12 protein-coding genes are annotated in these 18115 nt (G+C 65.5%); 9 read left to right on the top strand and 3 right to left on the bottom strand.

From position 1 onward, the window contains the following. The first annotated feature begins 189 nt into the window (after positions 1–189). From JQ591_RS00800 to JQ591_RS00785, 4 genes are all read left to right on the top strand, one after another. Positions 190–1731: a thymidine phosphorylase family protein gene (locus JQ591_RS00800; RefSeq protein ID WP_211394139.1), complete on the top strand. Its 1542-nt coding sequence runs from the start codon at positions 190–192 to the stop codon at positions 1729–1731. Continuing rightward, on the top strand, positions 1728–2645 hold the full coding sequence (locus tag JQ591_RS00795) for a ribose-phosphate diphosphokinase (RefSeq protein ID WP_211394138.1): 918 nt from the start codon (positions 1728–1730) through the stop codon (positions 2643–2645). Before JQ591_RS00800 ends, JQ591_RS00795 begins: the two co-directional genes overlap by 4 nt. Beyond that, the gene (locus JQ591_RS00790) at positions 2642–4237 is read left to right on the top strand and encodes an MBL fold metallo-hydrolase RNA specificity domain-containing protein (RefSeq protein WP_211394137.1); all 1596 of its coding nucleotides are present in this window, start codon (positions 2642–2644) and stop codon (positions 4235–4237) included. The genes JQ591_RS00795 and JQ591_RS00790 overlap by 4 nt, the downstream gene beginning before the upstream one ends. Positions 4238–4448: 211 nt before the next feature. Continuing rightward, positions 4449–4775, top strand: a complete 327-nt coding sequence (locus tag JQ591_RS00785; RefSeq protein WP_211394136.1) for a hypothetical protein — start codon at positions 4449–4451, stop codon at positions 4773–4775. A 37-nt stretch (positions 4776–4812) separates the two neighbouring features. Here the strand turns inward: JQ591_RS00785 and JQ591_RS00780 are convergent, their stop codons facing one another. Continuing rightward, positions 4813–7323 carry a cation-translocating P-type ATPase gene (locus JQ591_RS00780; RefSeq protein WP_211394135.1) on the bottom strand — a complete coding sequence of 837 codons (2511 nt, stop codon included), beginning with the start codon at positions 7321–7323 and terminating at the stop codon, positions 4813–4815. A 262-nt stretch (positions 7324–7585) separates the two neighbouring features. Here JQ591_RS00780 and JQ591_RS00775 point away from each other — a divergent pair, with 262 nt between their 5' ends. Both JQ591_RS00775 and JQ591_RS00770 read left to right on the top strand, forming a co-directional pair. Further along, positions 7586–9241 carry a thiamine pyrophosphate-requiring protein gene (locus JQ591_RS00775; RefSeq protein WP_283817687.1) on the top strand — a complete coding sequence of 552 codons (1656 nt, stop codon included), beginning with the start codon at positions 7586–7588 and terminating at the stop codon, positions 9239–9241. 105 nt (positions 9242–9346) lie between these two features. After that, the gene (locus JQ591_RS00770) at positions 9347–11848 is read left to right on the top strand and encodes a GAF domain-containing sensor histidine kinase (protein WP_211394133.1); all 2502 of its coding nucleotides are present in this window, start codon (positions 9347–9349) and stop codon (positions 11846–11848) included. A gap of 6 nt (positions 11849–11854) precedes the next feature. Here JQ591_RS00770 and JQ591_RS00765 read toward each other — a convergent pair whose 3' ends face one another. Together JQ591_RS00765 and JQ591_RS00760 are read right to left on the bottom strand one after the other, a co-directional pair. Beyond that, positions 11855–13435: an MDR family MFS transporter gene (locus JQ591_RS00765; RefSeq protein WP_211394132.1), complete on the bottom strand. Its 1581-nt coding sequence runs from the start codon at positions 13433–13435 to the stop codon at positions 11855–11857. Between the two features lie 181 nt (positions 13436–13616). Then, positions 13617–14132, bottom strand: a complete 516-nt coding sequence (locus JQ591_RS00760; RefSeq protein WP_211394131.1) for a YcgN family cysteine cluster protein — start codon at positions 14130–14132, stop codon at positions 13617–13619. Positions 14133–14426: 294 nt separating this feature from the next. Between JQ591_RS00760 and JQ591_RS00755 the strand changes: the two genes are divergently transcribed. From JQ591_RS00755 to JQ591_RS00745, 3 genes are read left to right on the top strand one after another with little or no spacing between them, the layout of a single operon-like run. Next, entirely contained in the window at positions 14427–16715 is a 2289-nt protein-coding gene (locus JQ591_RS00755) for a transglycosylase domain-containing protein (protein ID WP_211394130.1), read from the top strand. Between the two features lie 9 nt (positions 16716–16724). After that, positions 16725–17303 (top strand): DUF1214 domain-containing protein, encoded by a 579-nt coding sequence (locus JQ591_RS00750; protein WP_007593444.1) that lies wholly within the window; start codon positions 16725–16727, stop codon positions 17301–17303. Further along, positions 17300–17884 carry a DUF1254 domain-containing protein gene (locus JQ591_RS00745; RefSeq protein ID WP_211394129.1) on the top strand — a complete coding sequence of 195 codons (585 nt, stop codon included), beginning with the start codon at positions 17300–17302 and terminating at the stop codon, positions 17882–17884. The genes JQ591_RS00750 and JQ591_RS00745 overlap by 4 nt, the downstream gene beginning before the upstream one ends. The last annotated feature ends 231 nt before the right edge of the window (positions 17885–18115 follow it).

The following is an 18115-nucleotide window of genomic DNA, read 5'->3' as shown; positions in this document are numbered from 1 at the left end:
CGGCGATTACTGTTTGTGAACCATATTCCCGGCGGCGCGCTCAAGATCGCTGCCTGCAGCCCACCGGCTGCGCGCCACCGCAAAGCGGCCGTGCCCATGCCGGGCCAGGGCGTCGGACATGATCTGGGTCAAATGCATGGAGACATTGGCAGGTAAGCATGGAGGCCCAACCTTCCTGCCGGCCCGTTCATGCACCCAGACCCCTCACGTCCCCAGCTGAAGATCCGCCGTGTCCATCTCGATACCGGCCGTGAGAACGTCGTCGTCATTTCCAGGCGGTCGAAGGCGTTGCGTGCGGACATCTTTCGCGGCTTCAGCCGGGTCGAGCTTCGCCTCGACGGCAAGGTGCTGCTCGCGACGCTGCTGATCACTGACGATGACGCGCTGGCCGCCCCCGACGAGATCGGCCTCTCCGAGCCTGCGTTCCGGCGTTTCGCGCAAGCCGTCGGCACGCTGGTCACCGTCACGCCCGCCTCCCCTCCGGAGAGCCTGGAGGCGGTGCGCGCCAAAATTCACGGACGAACGCTCAGCCGGGCGGAAATCGGCGCGATCATCGATGATCTCGCACATTACCGCTACTCCGACATGGAAATCGCCGCATTCCTGATCGGCTCGGCGAGCTTCATCACCAGCGACGAACTCCTGTCGCTTACCGCTGCGATGGCCGAGGCCGGCACGCAACTGGCGTGGCCGGCCCCGATCGTCGTCGACAAGCATTGCATCGGCGGCATCCCCGGCAATCGCACCTCGATGGTCGTGGTACCCATCGTCGCAGCGCACGGCCTGCCGATCCCCAAGACTTCCTCGCGCGCCATCACCTCGCCGGCGGGAACCGCCGACACGATGGAGGTGCTGGCGCGGGTGAATGTCGGGGTCGAAGAGATGAAGACGATCGTCTCGACCTGCAATGGATGCCTGATCTGGGGCGGGCACGTGAATTTGTCGCCCGCCGACGACGTCCTGATCTCGGTCGAACGCCCGCTCAGTCTCGATACCCGCGAGCAGATGGTCGCCTCCATCATGTCCAAGAAGATCGCGGCCGGCTCGACACACCTGTTGATCGACATTCCGGTCGGGCCGACGGCGAAGGTCACCAGTGCCGCCGAGGCGATGCGCCTGCGAAAACTGTTTGAATTCGTCGGCGATCGCTTCGCACGCACGATCGAAGTGATCACGACCGATGGCCGCCAGCCGATCGGCAACGGCATCGGGCCGGTGCTCGAGGCCAACGACGTGATGGCAGTGCTCGGCAACGATCCGGATGCGCCGCGCGATCTGCGCGAGAAATCGTTGCGGCTCGCCGCCCATCTCCTGGAACACGATCCGAAGCTGCGCGGCGGCGCAGGCTATGCGCGGGCTCGTGAGCTGCTCGATAGCGGGGCGGCGCTGAAGCAGATGCAGAAGATCATCGACGCCCAGGGCCCCTCGAATTGCAGCACCGAGCTCGGCAATCTCACGTTCGACGTCAAGGCCGCGCGTGACGGCGTCGTCTCCGAAATCGACTGCCTGCGGCTCAATCGCCTGGCACGCACCGCCGGCGCGCCGCTCGACAAGGGCGCCGGCATCCGGCTGTTCAAGAAGATCGGCGACCTTGTCGAGCAGGGCGAGCCGCTCTACCGCGTCTACACTTTCGACCAGCCGGAGTACGATCTCGCGGCGACGGCCACCGCTGCCGACGCCGGGTACGCCATCAATGATCGGGACACCCTCCAGGGCGGGACCGCGCCGTGAGCGCGATCGCCTTCCAGAGCCTGCCTCCAGCCACGGGTGCGGCAACACGACTGGCGACGAAGCTCGGACTAGCCTGCGAGGACATTGATCTTCACCGTTTCCCCGACGGCGAATTGCGCATCACGATCGGCCCGGTCGCGGACACGGTTATCCTCTACGCCGCGCTGGACCAGCCCAACGAGAAGCTGATCGCTCTGCTGTTGGCCGGTGAAGCACTGCGACGCGCCGGCGCAAAGCGTTTGGTCTTGGTGGCGCCGTATCTGTGTTACATGCGGCAGGACGCAGCGTTTCATCCCGGCGAAGCTATCAGCCAGCACGCCGTGGGCCGGCTCCTTGCAGGAATTGTCGATCGTGTCGTCACTGTCGACGCGCACTTGCACCGCACGACCAAAATCGAGCTCGTGTTTCCAGGCATCGAGGCGGATAATCTGTCCGCCATGCCGGCGATTGCGGACACCCTCGCAAAGACCGGAGTAGATCCGACCACCGTCGTGATCGGCCCCGATTCCGAATCCGAGCCATGGGTGAGCGATCTCGCCCGGCGGCTCCAATTGCAGCATACCGTTGCCCGAAAGATGCGCCACGGCGATCGTTCCGTGCAAATCGAATTTGCCGATCCCGGCCTGCTCTCCGGTCGCCCGGCGCTGCTGGTCGACGACATCGTCTCTTCCGGAGCCACACTGATGGTTGCGGCGAAAGCGCTCAAGGCCGCAGGTGCGACCGGCACAGATGCAATCGTGACGCATGCCCTGTTTCCGCCCGAAATGGTCGCGGCGTTCAGCGACGCCGGCATCCGCTCCATCCGCTCGACCGACAGCGTGCCGCATCCGACCAACGCGATCGCGCTCAACGAGATTCTCGCGGTCGCCCTGCGGTCCGAAAACAAGACACCTTCGCCGGAGACGACAACATGAGCATCACCGTTCGATTTTGCGGCGCCGCCCGCACCGTGACTGGCTCGAGCTATCTTTTCCAGACCGCCTCCGGCCGCTTCCTGGTCGATTGCGGCCTATTCCAGGGGCAGAAGACGCTCAAGGAGCTCAACTACGGCGGTTTTCCCTTTCGGCCTGCCGATATCGATGCTGTGCTTCTCACGCACGCCCATATCGACCACAGCGGATTGCTGCCAAAGCTCGTGCGCGAGGGATTTGGCGGGCCGATCCTGGCGACGCGGGGCACGATCGACCTCTGCTCCTGGATGCTGCCCGACGCTGGCAACATCCAGGAGTCCGAGGTCGCGCAACTCAACCGGCGCAACGCGGCACGCGGCCGGAAGGAGGTCGAGCCGATCTACACGCAAGCAGACGCGATCGCCACGCTGCAATCGTTCCGTCCCGTCGACTATGAACGCTGGATCGACGTGATGCCCTGCGTTCGCGCGCGCTACTGGAACGCGGGCCATCTGCTCGGGTCCGCCTCGATCGAGCTCGAGTTCGCCGATGCGGGTGCAACGCGCCCGTTGCGCGTGCTGCTCTCCGGCGACGTCGGCCCCGAGGCAAAGCTGCTCCAGCCCGATCCGCAGGCGCCGTCGGACCTCGACTACGTCATTTCCGAGTCGACCTATGGCGACCGCGTGCGTGCCGTCACGACGCCAGAGCAGCGACGGCAGCATCTTGCGACCGAGGTCCGCGATGCCGCGGCCGCCAAGGGCGCCCTGCTCATCCCTGCCTTCGCGGTCGAGCGCACCCAGGAACTGATCGTCGACCTCGTCGACCTGATGGAGCGCGGCGAGATTCCTGCGGCGCCGATCTTCCTGGATTCTCCGCTCGCGATCCATGCAACCGAAGTGTTCCGGCAGAACGCGACGAGCCTCGATCAGACCGTCGATGTCAGCCGTCTGCTCAACTCGCCGCATCTCAAGTTCACCGAGACGGTGGCCGAGAGCAAGGCGATCATGCGGCTCTCCGGCTTTCACATCATCATCGCGGCCAGCGGCATGTGCGATGCCGGCCGGATCCGCCATCATCTCAAGCACTGGCTGTGGAACGCGCATGCGACCGTGCTGCTCACCGGCTTCCAGGCCAACGGCACGCTCGGCCGCTTCCTCCAGAACGGCGCCAAGGCGGTGCGGATCCAGGGCGAGGAGATCCGGGTCGCGGCGCGGATCCGGATGATCGACGAATATTCCGGACATGCCGACGGCGCCGGTATCGCCCGCTGGATCGCGGCGCGCCGCCCGATCGCGCGCGGGCTGTTCCTGGTCCATGGCGAAGAGAATGCGATCGCGGGCCTTGCCGAACGCGTCGCCGAGCGCATCCTTCCGGCGGCGAAGATCTATCAGCCGGTGCTGGACGACATCTATGAACTCTCGACCCCCGAGCCGCGCGTGCTCGACGTCGACCATCGGCGCAGGCTGGCGCCGGAAGCCGTGACCCGTCTCGACTGGCACAACGAGATGTCGGAACTCATGCTCGACATCAACGACCGCGTCGCAGCCGCCGCCGACGACCGCGCCCGCGGCATCATCATCCGAAGGCTGCGGCGGGCGCTGCAGGAGAATGGGTAGCTGGGACGCCGGGACGAATAGCCGGGCATCGAATGACGTTTGGCGACAAAGCCCCTCCCCAATCTCGTCATTGCGATGAGCCCTTGCGACGAAGCAACGAGGATGGGCTACGGCGCTTTGACGGCCATGCGAGTCCTGATAGTCTTCAGTATCGCGTGGCTCGATGAGCCAATCTGCCAATCGATGAACCGGAGCTGTTTGAAGGATGCGGATGAGAAGCGCGGCGCTCTTGGCTCTCGGCCTCATGTTTGCCGGCACCTGGCCGCACGACGGCGCGAGAGGACAGACTTCGATCAGGCCGCCAGTTTCAATTGCTCCGCCCAATGCATCGCCGGCGCCCAATCCGGCCGCCGATTACGATGGCTTCAGCGTAGGCGTCAGCGACGACAATGACACGTCAAGTCAGGGGATGCCGCCCGTGAGGTCACGCGCAGCAAAGGGCTCCAGGTCCAATCCGGATAGCGCCAGCCAATCATCGGTCGATCAGGAAGACGATGTGTTGAAGAGAAAGCTGACGATCTGCAAGAACTGCAAATAGAGGTTTATCAGCCGCTGTCGAGGCAGACCTCCCCGAGCTACGGAGCTCGGGCGGGCCAGCGACGGCGCAACGGGTATTTCGACAGTTCCAGCACCCCCAGGGAGACCAGCGCGGCCGCAACCGTGACCGCGAGATCGTCGGCATGCAGCGGACCGAAGCGAAACAGCTCCGCGGCGGGCGGCCACGCAAGGCTCAGGGCGAGCACGGCGGTCACGAACACGACAATGACGGCCAGTGCCCGGTTCGGCCTGGTGAAGGCCTCGACAAGCGATGTCGAGAACGAGCGGTTGACGAAGATCAGGCTCACGATCACCAGCACCAGCGAGAAGAACGTCAACGCCCGCACCTCGTTCTCCGGCATACCGTAGGCATTCGCCGTCGCCATCACGCCGCCGGTCAGGGCCAGCGCCAGCCCGCCCTGCAGCGCCGACCAGACCAGCAGGGACCTTGGCAGCAGCAACTCGTCCGGCGCGCGTGGCGGCCGCTGCATCACGTCGCGCTCTTCGGTCTCGGCCTCGAAAACCAGTGAGCAGACGGGATCGATGATCATTTCGAGAAACGCAATGTGGACCGGCCCGAACAGCAGCGGCATCCCGGTCAGCAGTGGCAACAGCGCAAGCCCCGCAATCGGAACATGGACCGCGAGGATAAAGCTCATCGCCTTGCGAAGGTTGTCATAAATCCGGCGGCCGAGCCGAATCGCCTTCACGATCGAGCCGAAATCGTCGTCGAGCAGAACGATCGAGGACGCTTCGCGCGCGACGTCCGTGCCGCGCCCGCCCATGGCAATGCCGATATGGGCAGCCTTCAGCGAGGGCGCGTCGTTGACGCCGTCGCCCGTCATGGCGACGATCTCGCCGGCGGCCTTGAGCGCATTGACGATGCGCAGTTTCTGGGCCGGCGCAATTCGAGCAAAGACGGTTTGTCCCCGCGCCGCCCGGGCGAGTTCGGCATCGGCCATGCCTTCGACGTCCGCCCCGGTCAGGACGCGCTCGGGATCGAGGCCCGCCCGCGTTGCGATCGCAGATGCGGTTGCCGGATAGTCGCCGGTGATCATGACGACACGGATGCCCGCAGAACGGCATTCGGCGACGGCGCCCTCGACTTCAGGCCGCAGTGGATCCGCAAAACCGGCCAGACCGCAGAAGCGGAAAGGAAAGCCGCGTTGTGTCTCGGGAAGATCAGTCTCCGCGCAAGTCGCCCGAGCCACGCCGAGCACGCGAAGCCCTTCCCGAGCGAGCGCGTCGACACGTGCCCGCAATTCAGAGAGCTCTTCCGCGCTCATTCCGCAGAGCGAGCCGATCGCCTCCGGTGCCCCCTTTGCTGCGACGACGCATTCGTCACCGCTTCCCCGCCATACGTTCGACATGGCGAGGAGGTCGTGACGCAACCCGTAGCTCCGCACGAGCCGTCGGCCGGTCGCAGCACCCGGTCCGAGCGAATGCAACGCTTTCTCCATGGGATCGAACGGCTCCGGGACGCAGGCCAGAACCCCGGTTTCGATCAGCGGATCGAACGTGGGCTCAGGCCGCGCCGCGGCGTCAGGCGTGTATTGCGTGCCACCGGGCAGCACCAGGCGCGCGACCGTCATGCGGTTTTCCGTCAACGTGCCCGTTTTGTCCGTGCAGAGCACGGTCGCCGCGCCCAGCGATTCGATCGCCGAGGCGCGCCGCGTCAACACGCGAGCCTGCGAGATGCGCCAGGCGCCCATGGCGAGGAACACCGTCAGGACGACGGGAAACTCCTCGGGAAGCATCGACATGCCAAGCGCAATGCCTGCCAGCACGCCCTCCAGCCAGCCGCCGCGGTAGATTCCGTAGAGGACTACGGTCAACGCGATGACAATGACGCTGGCAATGGCAAACATTGTCACCAGGCGCGTGGTCTGCTGCTGCAGGCGTGGCGTTTCCGTCACCAGGGCACTGAGCGATTGTCCGATCTTGCCGATCTCGCTCCGGACTCCGGTCGACAGGACTTCGGCCACGCCGCTGCCCCGCACCACCAGCGTGCCGGAGAATAGAAACGGCTGGTCGTCGCCGCCGGCATGCGGCGTGCGCGGCTCTTCGAGAGCGGGACTTACCTGCTTTCGGACCGGAACGGACTCCCCCGTCAGCAGTGATTCATCCAGCAGCAGGTCGTCGCATTGAACGACGCTGGCGTCTGCCGCCACGCGGTCTCCTTCGGAGAGCACGATAAGGTCGCCGCGAACGACCTCGCGGCCGGGAATACGGATGCGTTCGCCCGCGCGGATCACAAGCGCGCGGGGGCTGGTCAGATCACGCAACGATTCGAGCACCCGTTCGGTGCGCGCCTCCTGCACGATGGTGATGACAATCGAGATCGATGCCAGCACGAGGAGCAGCAAGGCCTCGCCGAGATCGCCCAGGACAAAATAGATCACCCCGCCGGCCAGCAGCAACAGCAGCATGGGCTCGCGCAGAACGTCGAGGACGAGGCCCACGATCGTGCGCCGGCCCGTCCGGGGCAACTCATTGAAGCCTTCGGCCTTGAGCCGGGCCAACGCTTCAGACGCGGTCAGGCCCTGCATCGCCAGCGATCAAACAACAGATCCTTGAAGCTCATCCGGCTCCCCGGGAATTCATGGAAAGATGCGGTGTGTCATCGTCATCACCACCACGGCCATCATGCCATGCGACGACCGGCGGCCGGCTTGACCTGCGTCAAGCGTCGACCTGACAGAGGGTCGCAGCCGTCCTGCATGGCTGACCTACCTGCGCGGGCATGGAGCCGTGCTTTACCCTCCCCCGATTTCCTGATCCTCTCTCCCCTAATCGGCCGGACCAACCGGCCTGCCCAGGGAGAGAGACGCCATGAAGCTCGGCACCGCGATTGCGGAAATCATGAAGCGCGAGGGGATCGATATCCTCTGCGGTTATCCGGTCAACCATCTGATCGAGCATGCGGCTAAGGCCGATATCAGGCCGGTGATGGTGCGGCAGGAGCGCGTCGGTATTCACATGGCGGATGCGATCTCGCGGGTGACATCGGGACGCTCGATCGGCGCGTTCTGCATGCAGCACGGGCCCGGTGCGGAGAATGCGATGGGTGGTGTCGCGCAATGCTACGGCGAATCCGTTCCCGTGCTGGTGCTGCCGATGGGCTATCAGCGCAGGCTTGCGCATATCGAGCCGAACTTCAATTCCAGCGAGGCGATGAAGGCGTTTTCGAAATCGTCCGAGCCGATCATTCTGGCGGCCGAGGTCACCAACATCTTCCGCCGCGCCTTTACCAAACTGAAGAACGGCCGCGGCGGGCCCGTGATCGTCGAGATCCCCGCCGACATGTGGAACGAGGAGGTGCCGGAGCCGCTGAACTACACGCCGGTGCTGCGCACGCGCTACGGCGCCGACCCTGTTCATGTGAAGGAGGCCGCCAACCTCCTCATGAATGCCAAGCACGCGGTGATCTATGCCGGCCAGGGCGTGCATTACGCCCAGGCGTGGCCGCAACTGAAGCGGCTGGCCGAACGGCTCGCCATTCCCGTCACCACCAGCCTTGGGGGCAAATCGTCCTTCCCGGAAACGCATCCACTCTCGCTCGGCTCCGGCGGGCTCGCGGTGCCGCGCGCGGTGCCGAAGTTCCTGGCCGAGGCCGACGTCATTTTCGGCATCGGCTGCTCCTTCACTGAAACAAACTTCGGCATCGCGATGCCGAAAGACAAGACCATCATCCACTCCACACTCGATCCGAACCATCTCAACAAGGACGTGGAAGCCAGGATCGGCCTCGTCGGCGATGCCGGGCTCGTGCTCGACGCGCTGCTGGAGGAGATCGGCAAGACCGTCACCGCGGATCGCGACGCATCGGCGGTCGCGGCCGAGATCGCGGCCGCGCACGAGGCCTGGCTGGCGAAATGGATGCCGAAGCTCACCAGCAATGATGCGCCTTTGAGCCCCTATCGCGTGCTGTGGGACTTGCAACACACCGTCGACATCAACAACACCATCATCACCCACGATGCCGGCAGCCCGCGCGACCAGCTCTCGCCGTTCTGGAAGTCGGTCGAACCCCTCACCTATCTCGGCTGGGGCAAGACGACGCAGCTCGGCTACGGCCTTGGGCTGGCAATGGGTGCAAAACTCGCAAAGCCCGACAAGCTCTGCATCAATGTCTGGGGCGACGCCGCGATCGGCTTCACCGGCATGGATTTCGAGACGGCGGTGCGCGAGCGCATCCCGATCATGTCGATCCTGCTGAACAATTTCTCGATGGCGATCGAATTGAAGGTGATGCCGGTCTCGACCGAGAAATATCGCTCGACCGACATTTCCGGCGACTACGCCGCGATGGCGCGCGCCTTCGGCGGCTATGGCGAGCGGGTGACCAAGCCGGAAGACATCATCCCCGCCATCCAGCGCGGCATCCAGAAGACCAAGGAAGGCGTTCCCGTGCTGCTGGAGTTCATCACCAGCAAGGAGACCGAGGTGTCGCGGCCGGGCACGTGAAGCGGGCCGGGTTAAACTCGCTGTCGCGGACGCTGGCTCCGGCCGCGGGAGATGTGATAATCCGCCCTGGTGCCGCGCATGTCGCTGCATCAAGCCGGATTGCGAATGACCACCCCTTCCAACGACATTGCGGAACTCGAGCGCCTGTTACAGTCCGCCACAGCCGAGAACGCGCAGTTTCGAAGCGAGCTTGCGATCGCGCGCGATCGTCAGAGCGCCAGCGCCGAGATTCTGCGCACCATCGCGGCCTCTCCGTCCGATGCCCGGCCGGTCTTCGAGGCGATTGCGTCCAGCTCCAGGCGTTTGCTCGACGGCTTCTCCGCCACCGTGCTTCAGTTCATCGAGGACGAGCTCCACCTCGTGGCGTTTACACCAACGAGCCCCGAGGCGGACGAAGGGCTCAAGGCGTCATTCCCGCGCAAGATTGCCGACTTTCCGACCTTCGCGCTGGTGCGTGGCGGCGAGACGATCCAGTTTCCGGATAGCGAAGCCGCTGATGTCCCGGAGCTGAACCGGAACCTTGCGCGGCTGCGCGGCTTCCGCAGCGTGCTGTTCATGCCGCTGATGAATCGGGGCACGCCAGTCGGCATGATCAGCGTCACGCGTGCCGAGCCCGGCGCGTTCGCAGCCGACCTCGTGCAGTTGCTCCAGACCTTTGCCGACCAGGCGGTGATCGCGATCGAGAATGCGCGGCTGTTCAACGAGACGCGCGAGACGCTGGAGCGCCAGACCGCCACCGCCGACATTCTGAAAGTGATGGCCGCTTCACCGTCCGACGTGCAGCCGGTGTTCGACGCCATCGCCGCCAACGCCAACCGGCTGATCGGCGGCTTCTCCACCGCGGTGCTGCGCTACATCGGCGGCGCCGCGCACCTTGCGGCGTTCACGCCGACAGATCCGACTGGCGATCGCGTACTGCAGTCCTCGTTCCCGGTGCCATTCGCGCGGTTCCCACCCTACCAGCTCGTGGCCGATGGTGCGGCGGCGCAATTGCCCGACACCGAGATCGAACCGGCGGCCCGCGACATCGCGCGCGCCCGCGGCTACCGCAGCATGCTGTTCGCGCCCTTGATGAGCGACGGCGAGGCCATCGGCGTCATCATCGCCACGCGGCGAGCGACCGGCGCGTTCGGCGAGCATCATGTGGGGCTGCTGCAGACATTCGCCGACCAGGCGGTGATCGCGATCAAGAATGTCAGCCTGTTCAACACCACGAGGGAAGCGCTGGAACGGCAGACCGCGACTGCCGACATCCTCAAGGTGATCGCGGCCTCGCCCGCCGATGTGACGCCGGTGTTCCAGGCGATCTCCGACAGCGCCAAGTCCCTGGTCGGCGGACATTCCTCCACCGTCACGCGCGTCATCGACGGCCTGCTGCACCTGGCCGCCTTCACCACCGACAACGAAGCCGGCAACGACGAACTGCTCAGCTCGTTCCCGGCGCCGCTGTCGGCATCCGGCATTCACAGCCGGGTGGCGACGAGCGGAGAGTTCGCATTCCGCAGCGACATGCAGAACGAGCCCGACCTCACGGACGCTATGAGAGAGCTGGCGCGGACCAGAGGTTATCGCAGCATCCTCGTGATCCCGATGCTGCGCGACGGCGTCGCGATCGGCACCATCGGCGTGACGCGGCCGGAGGCCGGTCCTTTCCCGGACAAGGCGATCGCCCTGCTCAAGACCTTTGCCGACCAGGCCGTGATCGCCATCGAGAACACGCGCCTGTTCAACGAGGTGCAGGACCGCACCAGAGATCTCGCCAAATCGCTCGACGATTTGCGCGCTGCCCAGGACCGGCTGGTCCAGACCGAGAAGCTGGCCTCGCTCGGCCAGCTCACCGCCGGCATCGCGCACGAGATCAAGAATCCGCTCAACTTCGTCAACAATTTTGCATCACTCTCCGCCGAGCTGACGGACGAGCTGAACGAGGCGCTCGCGCCTGTCCCGCTCGTGGATGACGTCCGCAGCGAGGTCGACGAGCTGACCGGACTTCTCAAGGACAATCTCACGAAAATCGTGCAGCATGGCAGGCGCGCTGACTCCATCGTCAAGAACATGCTGCTGCATTCCCGCGAGGGCGGCGGCGAGCATCGGCTGAGCGACATCAACGCGCTGGTCGAGGAGAGCCTCAACCTCGCCTATCACGGCGCCCGCGCCGAGAAGCCGCAATTCGACGTGACGCTGAAGCGCAAGCTCGATCCGGCGGCCGGGCACGCGGAAGTGTTTCCGCAGGAGATCACCCGGGTGCTGCTGAACCTGATCTCGAACGGCTTTCACGCGGTCGCCAAGCGCAAGTCGGATGACGGCGCCGCCGATTACGAGCCGGTGGTGATCGCCGCAACGCGCGACCGGGGCGACAGCATCGAGATCCGCATCCGCGACAACGGCACTGGCATTCCGCACGAGGTGAAGGAGAAGATGTTCGATCCGTTCTTCACCACCAAGCCGGCCGGCGAAGGCACCGGCCTCGGATTGTCGATGAGCCACGACATCGTCGTGAAGCAGCACGGCGGCACGATCGACGTCGCGACGGAGCCCGGCGCGTTCACCGAGTTCACGATTCTATTGCCGCGAAACAGCAGCTTTCCGGACGGAGGCCGCGGCTAGCGGCTCCTACTCCGCCATCTCGACGGGTTGTGTCGTGGAAGGACCGGCCAGCGGCCGCTCCTCCATCATGATCAGGCAGAGCGCGGCGCCGGTCATCAGCGCCGTGGCGGCGCCGAAGACGTAGCGAAACGCATGCCGCATGTCGTCGGCGGGGATCGCATTGACGGCGGCGTGATGCTCGCCGGCGAGCGGAACGTCGGCACCGAGCGCGATGAGCAGGATGGCCGCGAACGCCGCGACCGTGAACGAGGACATCAGCGAGCGGAAGAAGTTCAAGGCGCCGGTGATGGTGCCGACCTGCGGACGGGCGACCGAATTCTGCACCGAGACCACGCAGACCGGAAAGGTGGTGCCGAGGCCAAGCGCAAACGCAGCCATCAGCGTCAGCAGGGCCCATAGCGGTAGCGTCGTCAACGTGAGGCCGAGGCCGCACAGCGCAGCCCAGGACGTTCCGACGATGGCGACCCGCTTGTAGTGCTTGGCGCGGGCCATGGTGCGGCCGGCGACGGCCGCGCCGACGGTCGAGACCGCCGCGAGCGGAATCAGCGCAAGGCCCGCTTCGCTGGCGCTGAGGTGATAGACCGCCTCGTAATAGAGCGGCAGCTGCACCGTGAGGCCCGTGATCGCTCCGAGCGCGCAGCCGCCGGCCGTCAGCCCGAACGGCACAACCGATCCTCCGAGCAGCGGCAGCGGCAGGAACGGCTCGTCCGCCCGGCGCGCGTGCCACACGAAGGTGACCGCGAGCGCGACGGCGCCGCCCACCATCGCAAGCACGGTCGGCGAGAGCCACGGGAAACGCGTGCCGCCCCAGGTCAGCACCAGCATGAAGACGACGGCAGAGGCCATCAGCAACACGCCGCCGAGCCAGTCGACCTTGCGCTTGCGGTGGAACACCGGGATCTTCTTCATCCTGGGCAACAGCAGCGCGATCGCCGCGGCCGCGAGCGGCACATTGATCCAGAAGATCATCGACCAGTGCAGATGCTCGGCGAACACGCCGCCGATGACCGGGCCGAGAATGCCGCCGACCATCCAGACGCTGGAGAAATAGGCTTGATATTGGCCGCGCTCGCGTGGGCTCACGACGTCGGAGATCACGGTCTGCACCACCGGCATGATGCCGCCGCCACCCAGTCCCTGGAGACCGCGTGCAAGAATCAGCATCGGCATGTTCGGCGCGACCGCGCACAGCACCGAGCCGGCGACGAACAGGCTCAGCGAGATGATGATCATCACGCGGCGGCCGTAGATGTCGCTGAGCGTGCCGAACACCGGCGCGACCGCGGTCGAGGCGAGCAGATAGGCGGTGATGACCCAGGAGAGATTGGAGACGTCGTGGAACTGGCGTCCGATGGTCGGCAGCGCGGTCGCGACGATGGTCTGGTCCAGTGCGGCCAGGAACATCGTCAGCATCAGGCTGATGACGATGGTGCGGACCTCGTCCTGCGACAGCGGTGCTGGCGGCACGAGCGAAGGAGCGTCATCGACGCTCAAGACCTCGCTCGGAAGGCGGGACAATTCCTCGGCGATGTCGTCGGGCAATGTCTGGGTGTCGGCAGAACTGCTCTGCCGCTCGAACTTGTTCATCTCGATCGGAAGCCATGAGGCGGCGCAACGCCGCGAAGGATTCGTTCTATGCAGCCAATGTAGACAGCAAAGTTCTTCTCAGGCAGGCACCGCGGCGCATGGGAGCATCCCACCCCACGGCCATCCCGAACACGTGATCCGAATCCCTTGCCCGAATCCCTTGTCCGAATTCCCTGGCGGATCAGTCCTTCGGACGTCGCTTCAGGCGGGCCCGTTTCGGCAGCTGCGCCGGCCACTGCACGATGTGGTTCTCGAGCTCGTCGTCCGGAATCTCCACCTCGCTGCCTTCGACCCGTCCGCGTACGGAGACGCCGGCGTCATGCACGGTGTCGGGATCGCCTGACACCAGCGGATGCCACCAATAGAGGTCGCGCCCTTCCGCGACCAGCTTGTAGCCGCAGCTCGGCGGCAGCCAGTTCAGGGTGCGGACATTGGCCGGGGTCAGGCGGACGCAATCCGGAACCTTGTCGGAACGATTCGCATAGTCCTTGCAGCCGCAGGTCGCCCCATCGAGCAGCTTGCAGCCGACATGGGTGAAATAGATGTCGCCGGTGCCCTCTTCCTCGAGCTTGTTCAGGCAGCAGCGGCCGCAGCCGTCGCACAGGCTCTCCCATTCGGGCCCCGACATCTCTTCCAACGTCTTGGTTTTCCAGAAGAATCCTTCCTGGCCTGAAGGTCGTTTGGGAGCTGCGGTCATGCGCCTCAACAAAAGTTCGAAAGAGCTACGGCCGGTGCCATCTAGGGCGTGTGGCCGCGGGGCTGCAAGCAACGCCCGCGTGAGGCCCGTAATGAACCGGGGTCAATTAGGCCTGTTGTTCAAAATCGCAAGCGTGACCATTGGTTTATAGGCCCTGCTCGGCTAGAAGGAACAGCAAGTCCCCACGGTCGCTAGCCGGGCGCCTTGGGTTTGCCGCAACACTCCCGCAAGACGTCTCGATGCCGCCCCGGCCGGGTGCTTGAACGCTTTCGAACCAAGCCGCAAGGGTTCTAGGTGCGCCAGATCATACCACCGCATTGGAAGGCCCGGATCCGGAATTTCTTCCTGGACCTCGATGCGCGCATCGACTCCTCGCTGTTCTCCTCGGCCAAGGGCATCCGCGAGCTCTACGAGCGCTACTCGACCTTCATGGACCGCTTCTATGTCGGGCGGTGGAAGCGCTGGGTGTTCATCGAGCCGCTGTCGGAGGCTGCGACGCTGGGCCTCGGCGGCCTGGTTGTGATGCTGACCCTCGCCATCCCGGCCTTCCGCGAGACCGCGGACGAGGACTGGCTGAAGAAGTCCGACCTCGCGGTGACCTTCCTCGACCGTTACGGCAACCCGATCGGCAGCCGCGGCATCAAGCACAACGACTCGATCCCGCTGGAAGATTTTCCGGACGTGCTGATCAAGGCGACGCTCGCGACCGAGGACCGCCGCTTCTACGAGCATTTCGGCATCGACATCGCCGGCACCGCGCGCGCGCTCGTCACCAACGCCCAGGCCGGCGGCGTCCGTCAGGGCGGCTCCTCGATCACCCAGCAGCTCGCCAAGAACCTGTTCCTGAGCAACGAGCGCACCATCGAGCGCAAGGTCAACGAAGCCTTCCTCGCGGTCTGGCTGGAATGGCGCCTGACCAAGAACGAGATCCTCAAGCTGTATCTCGACCGCGCCTATATGGGCGGCGGCACCTTCGGCGTCGACGGCGCCGCGCATTTCTACTTCAACAAGTCGGCACGCGACGTGACGCTCGCCGAGGCCGCGATGCTCGCCGGCCTGTTCAAGGCGCCGACCAAATACGCGCCCCACATCAACCTGCCCGCCGCCCGCGCCCGCGCCAACGTCGTGCTCGACAACCTCGTCGACGCCGGCTTCATGACCGAGGGCCAGGTGTTCGGCGCCCGCCGCAATCCCGCCTTCGCGGTCGACCGCCGCTACGAGGCGTCGCCGAATTATTATCTCGACTACGCCTTCGACGAGATGCGCAAGCTGGTCGACACCTTCCCGAAATCCTATACCGAGCGCGTCTTCGTGGTCCGGCTCGCGATCGACGCCAATGTGCAGAAGGCCGCGGAAGACGCGGTCGAGAACCAGCTGCGCCAGTTCGGCCGCGACTATCACGCGACGCAGGCCGCGACCGTGGTCTCCGATCTCGACGGCGGCATCCGCGCCATGGTCGGCGGCCGCGACTATGGCGCGAGCCAGTTCAACCGCGCCACCGACGCCTATCGCCAGCCGGGCTCGTCGTTCAAGCCTTACGTCTACACCACCGCGCTCCTCAACGGCTTCACGCCGAATTCGATCGTGGTGGACGGCCCGGTCTGCATCGGCAATTGGTGCCCGCAGAACTATGGCCATTCCTATTCCGGCGCAGTGACGCTGACGCAGGCGATCACGCGTTCGATCAACGTGGTGCCCGTCAAGCTGTCGATCGCGATCGGCCAGAAGAACGAGCCCAAAGCGCAGAACCCGGCCAAGGTCGGCCGCGCCAAGATCGTCGAGGTTGCCCGCCGCTTCGGCCTCAAGGCGCCGCTGCCTGACACGCCGTCGCTGCCGATCGGCTCGGACGAAGTCACCGTGCTCGAACACGCGGTGGCGTATGCGACCTTCCCCAACCGCGGCAAGGCGGTGACGCCGCATTCCGTGCTTGAAGTGCGCACCGGCGCAGGCGATCCGGTCTGGCGCTGGGACCGCGACGGGCCGAAGCCGCGCCAGGCGATCCCCGCCTCCGTCGCCTCCGACATGGCCGGCATGATGAGCCACGTCGTCAGCGAAGGCACCGCGCGCCGCGCCGCCCTCGACGGCATTCCGACCGCGGGCAAGACCGGCACCACCAATGCCTATCGCGACGCCTGGTTCGTCGGCTACACCGGCAATTTCACCTGCGCGGTCTGGTACGGCAATGACGACTATTCACCGACCAACCGCATGACCGGCGGCTCGTTGCCGGCGCAGACTTGGCACGACATCATGGTGGCGGCGCATCAGGGCGTCGAGGTCCGGGAAATCGCCGGCATCGGCATGGGCCAGAAGCTGCCGCCGGAGCGGATCGCCAACGCGCAGGCCAATGCGGCGCCGAAGGTGCTGGAGACCAAGCCCGGTCCGCCGCCGGTATTGACCAAGCGCGGCGCCGACGTTTTGGTGCGCGTCGAGAAGCTGCTGGATGACGCGGCCAGGACCGCGACCAAATCGGCCGCCACCGACCCCAAGCAAGCCAAGCCGGCATCGTCCACGAGCGCGCTCGCCTTCCCGCAGAACTACGCGGAAGAGAATGCGAACGCATCCGCCCCGCGCAAGAACTGATCGAAACAAGTGCGGCTGATCCTGATCACATTGACGGCCCTTCTGCTCGCAACCGTGGTCGGCGTCGGCGCGACCTGGATGACGACGACGCGCGGCACCGAGATCGGCGCGCTGACCATCGGCCCCTGGACCGCGCGTCCGCGCACCGGCACCGCCGACGTCGATCCCTATTCGCGCGCCACCATCGTGCGCAACGGCGAACTGCCGATCGGCACCGGCGACGGCGTCGCCTTCACCGCAACCGCCGACGACAAGAAGAAGGTGCTGGACGGCCGCTGCGACGTCGTGGTCTCCGGGGTGACGCCGCCGGCGCGGTTCTGGACGCTGACGCTCTACGACCGCAAGGGTCATCTCGTTCCCAATTCGCTGCAGCGCTACGGCTTCACCAGCCAGGAGATCGTGCGGCAGTCCGACGGCTCGTTCGAGATCCGCATCGCCTCGCGCTCGCGCGCCGGCAACTGGCTGCCGACCGGCGGCATCGAGCGCTACGCGCTGATGCTGCGGCTCTACGACACCCCGGTCGGCGTTGCCACGCGTACCCAGCGCGATGCGCCGATGCCCACGATCACGACGGCTGGCTGCTCATGATCCGGCTGTTGTTCACCATCGTTGCCGGCGTGGTGCTGGGCCTCGTGGTCCATCTCGTCAGCGTGCTGGCGCTGCCGCGGATCGCGACCCAGGACGCCTATTCGCGGCTGACGCCGATGACCAAGCTCAACGGCGTCACGCAGCTTCCGCTCGCCGATCCCAACACCTCGCCGATGCCGTTCATGGACCCGGCCTTTGCGCTCGCGATCTGCCGCTACGATCTATCGAACGGACCGATCAAGCTGACGGTGCCCGTCAGCCAGGCCTACACCTCGGTGTCGTTCTACACCCGCAACGAGATCGCCTATTACGCCATCAACGACCGCTCGGCCGGCAAGAAGGTGATCGAGCTCGACCTGATGACCGAGCCGCAGCACAACGAGTTGCCCGAGGACGAAGAGATCACCGCCGCCGACCGCCTGATCATCGACTCCCCGAGCACGACCGGCCTGATCGTGATGAAGGCGCTCGCCCCCGAGCCCGGCCTGATGCCGCAGGCGCAAGGCTCGCTCGCGGCCGCGAGCTGCGGACCGCAGACCGAGCCGCCCGCCAAGGCCGAAGCGCCGCGCGGACGGCGCTGAAGCGGCGCTTCGGCGGGCCGTAAGATAAAAACCTGAAAAACAACCCCATGCACAGTAGCGGAGGCGTTGAAATCATTAGCCATTTTGGTCGCAGCAAATAGGCGTTTGCCGGACCGATACATCCCTGCCGTCGCGCTGTTCAGCTTTGACTCGTCGGGCAAAACACTGGCAGAATGCCAGCATCGAAAGTTCACCCGCGCGGAGCAATCCGCCGCGGGTTTTTTGTTGGCG

The organism is Bradyrhizobium canariense, assembly GCF_018130465.1.
In the GTDB taxonomy this organism is placed as follows: Bacteria; Pseudomonadota; Alphaproteobacteria; order Rhizobiales; family Xanthobacteraceae; genus Bradyrhizobium; species Bradyrhizobium canariense_C.
The sequence above is the reverse complement of the archived record's forward strand: the minus strand, read 5'-3'. Positions and strand labels throughout refer to the sequence as shown.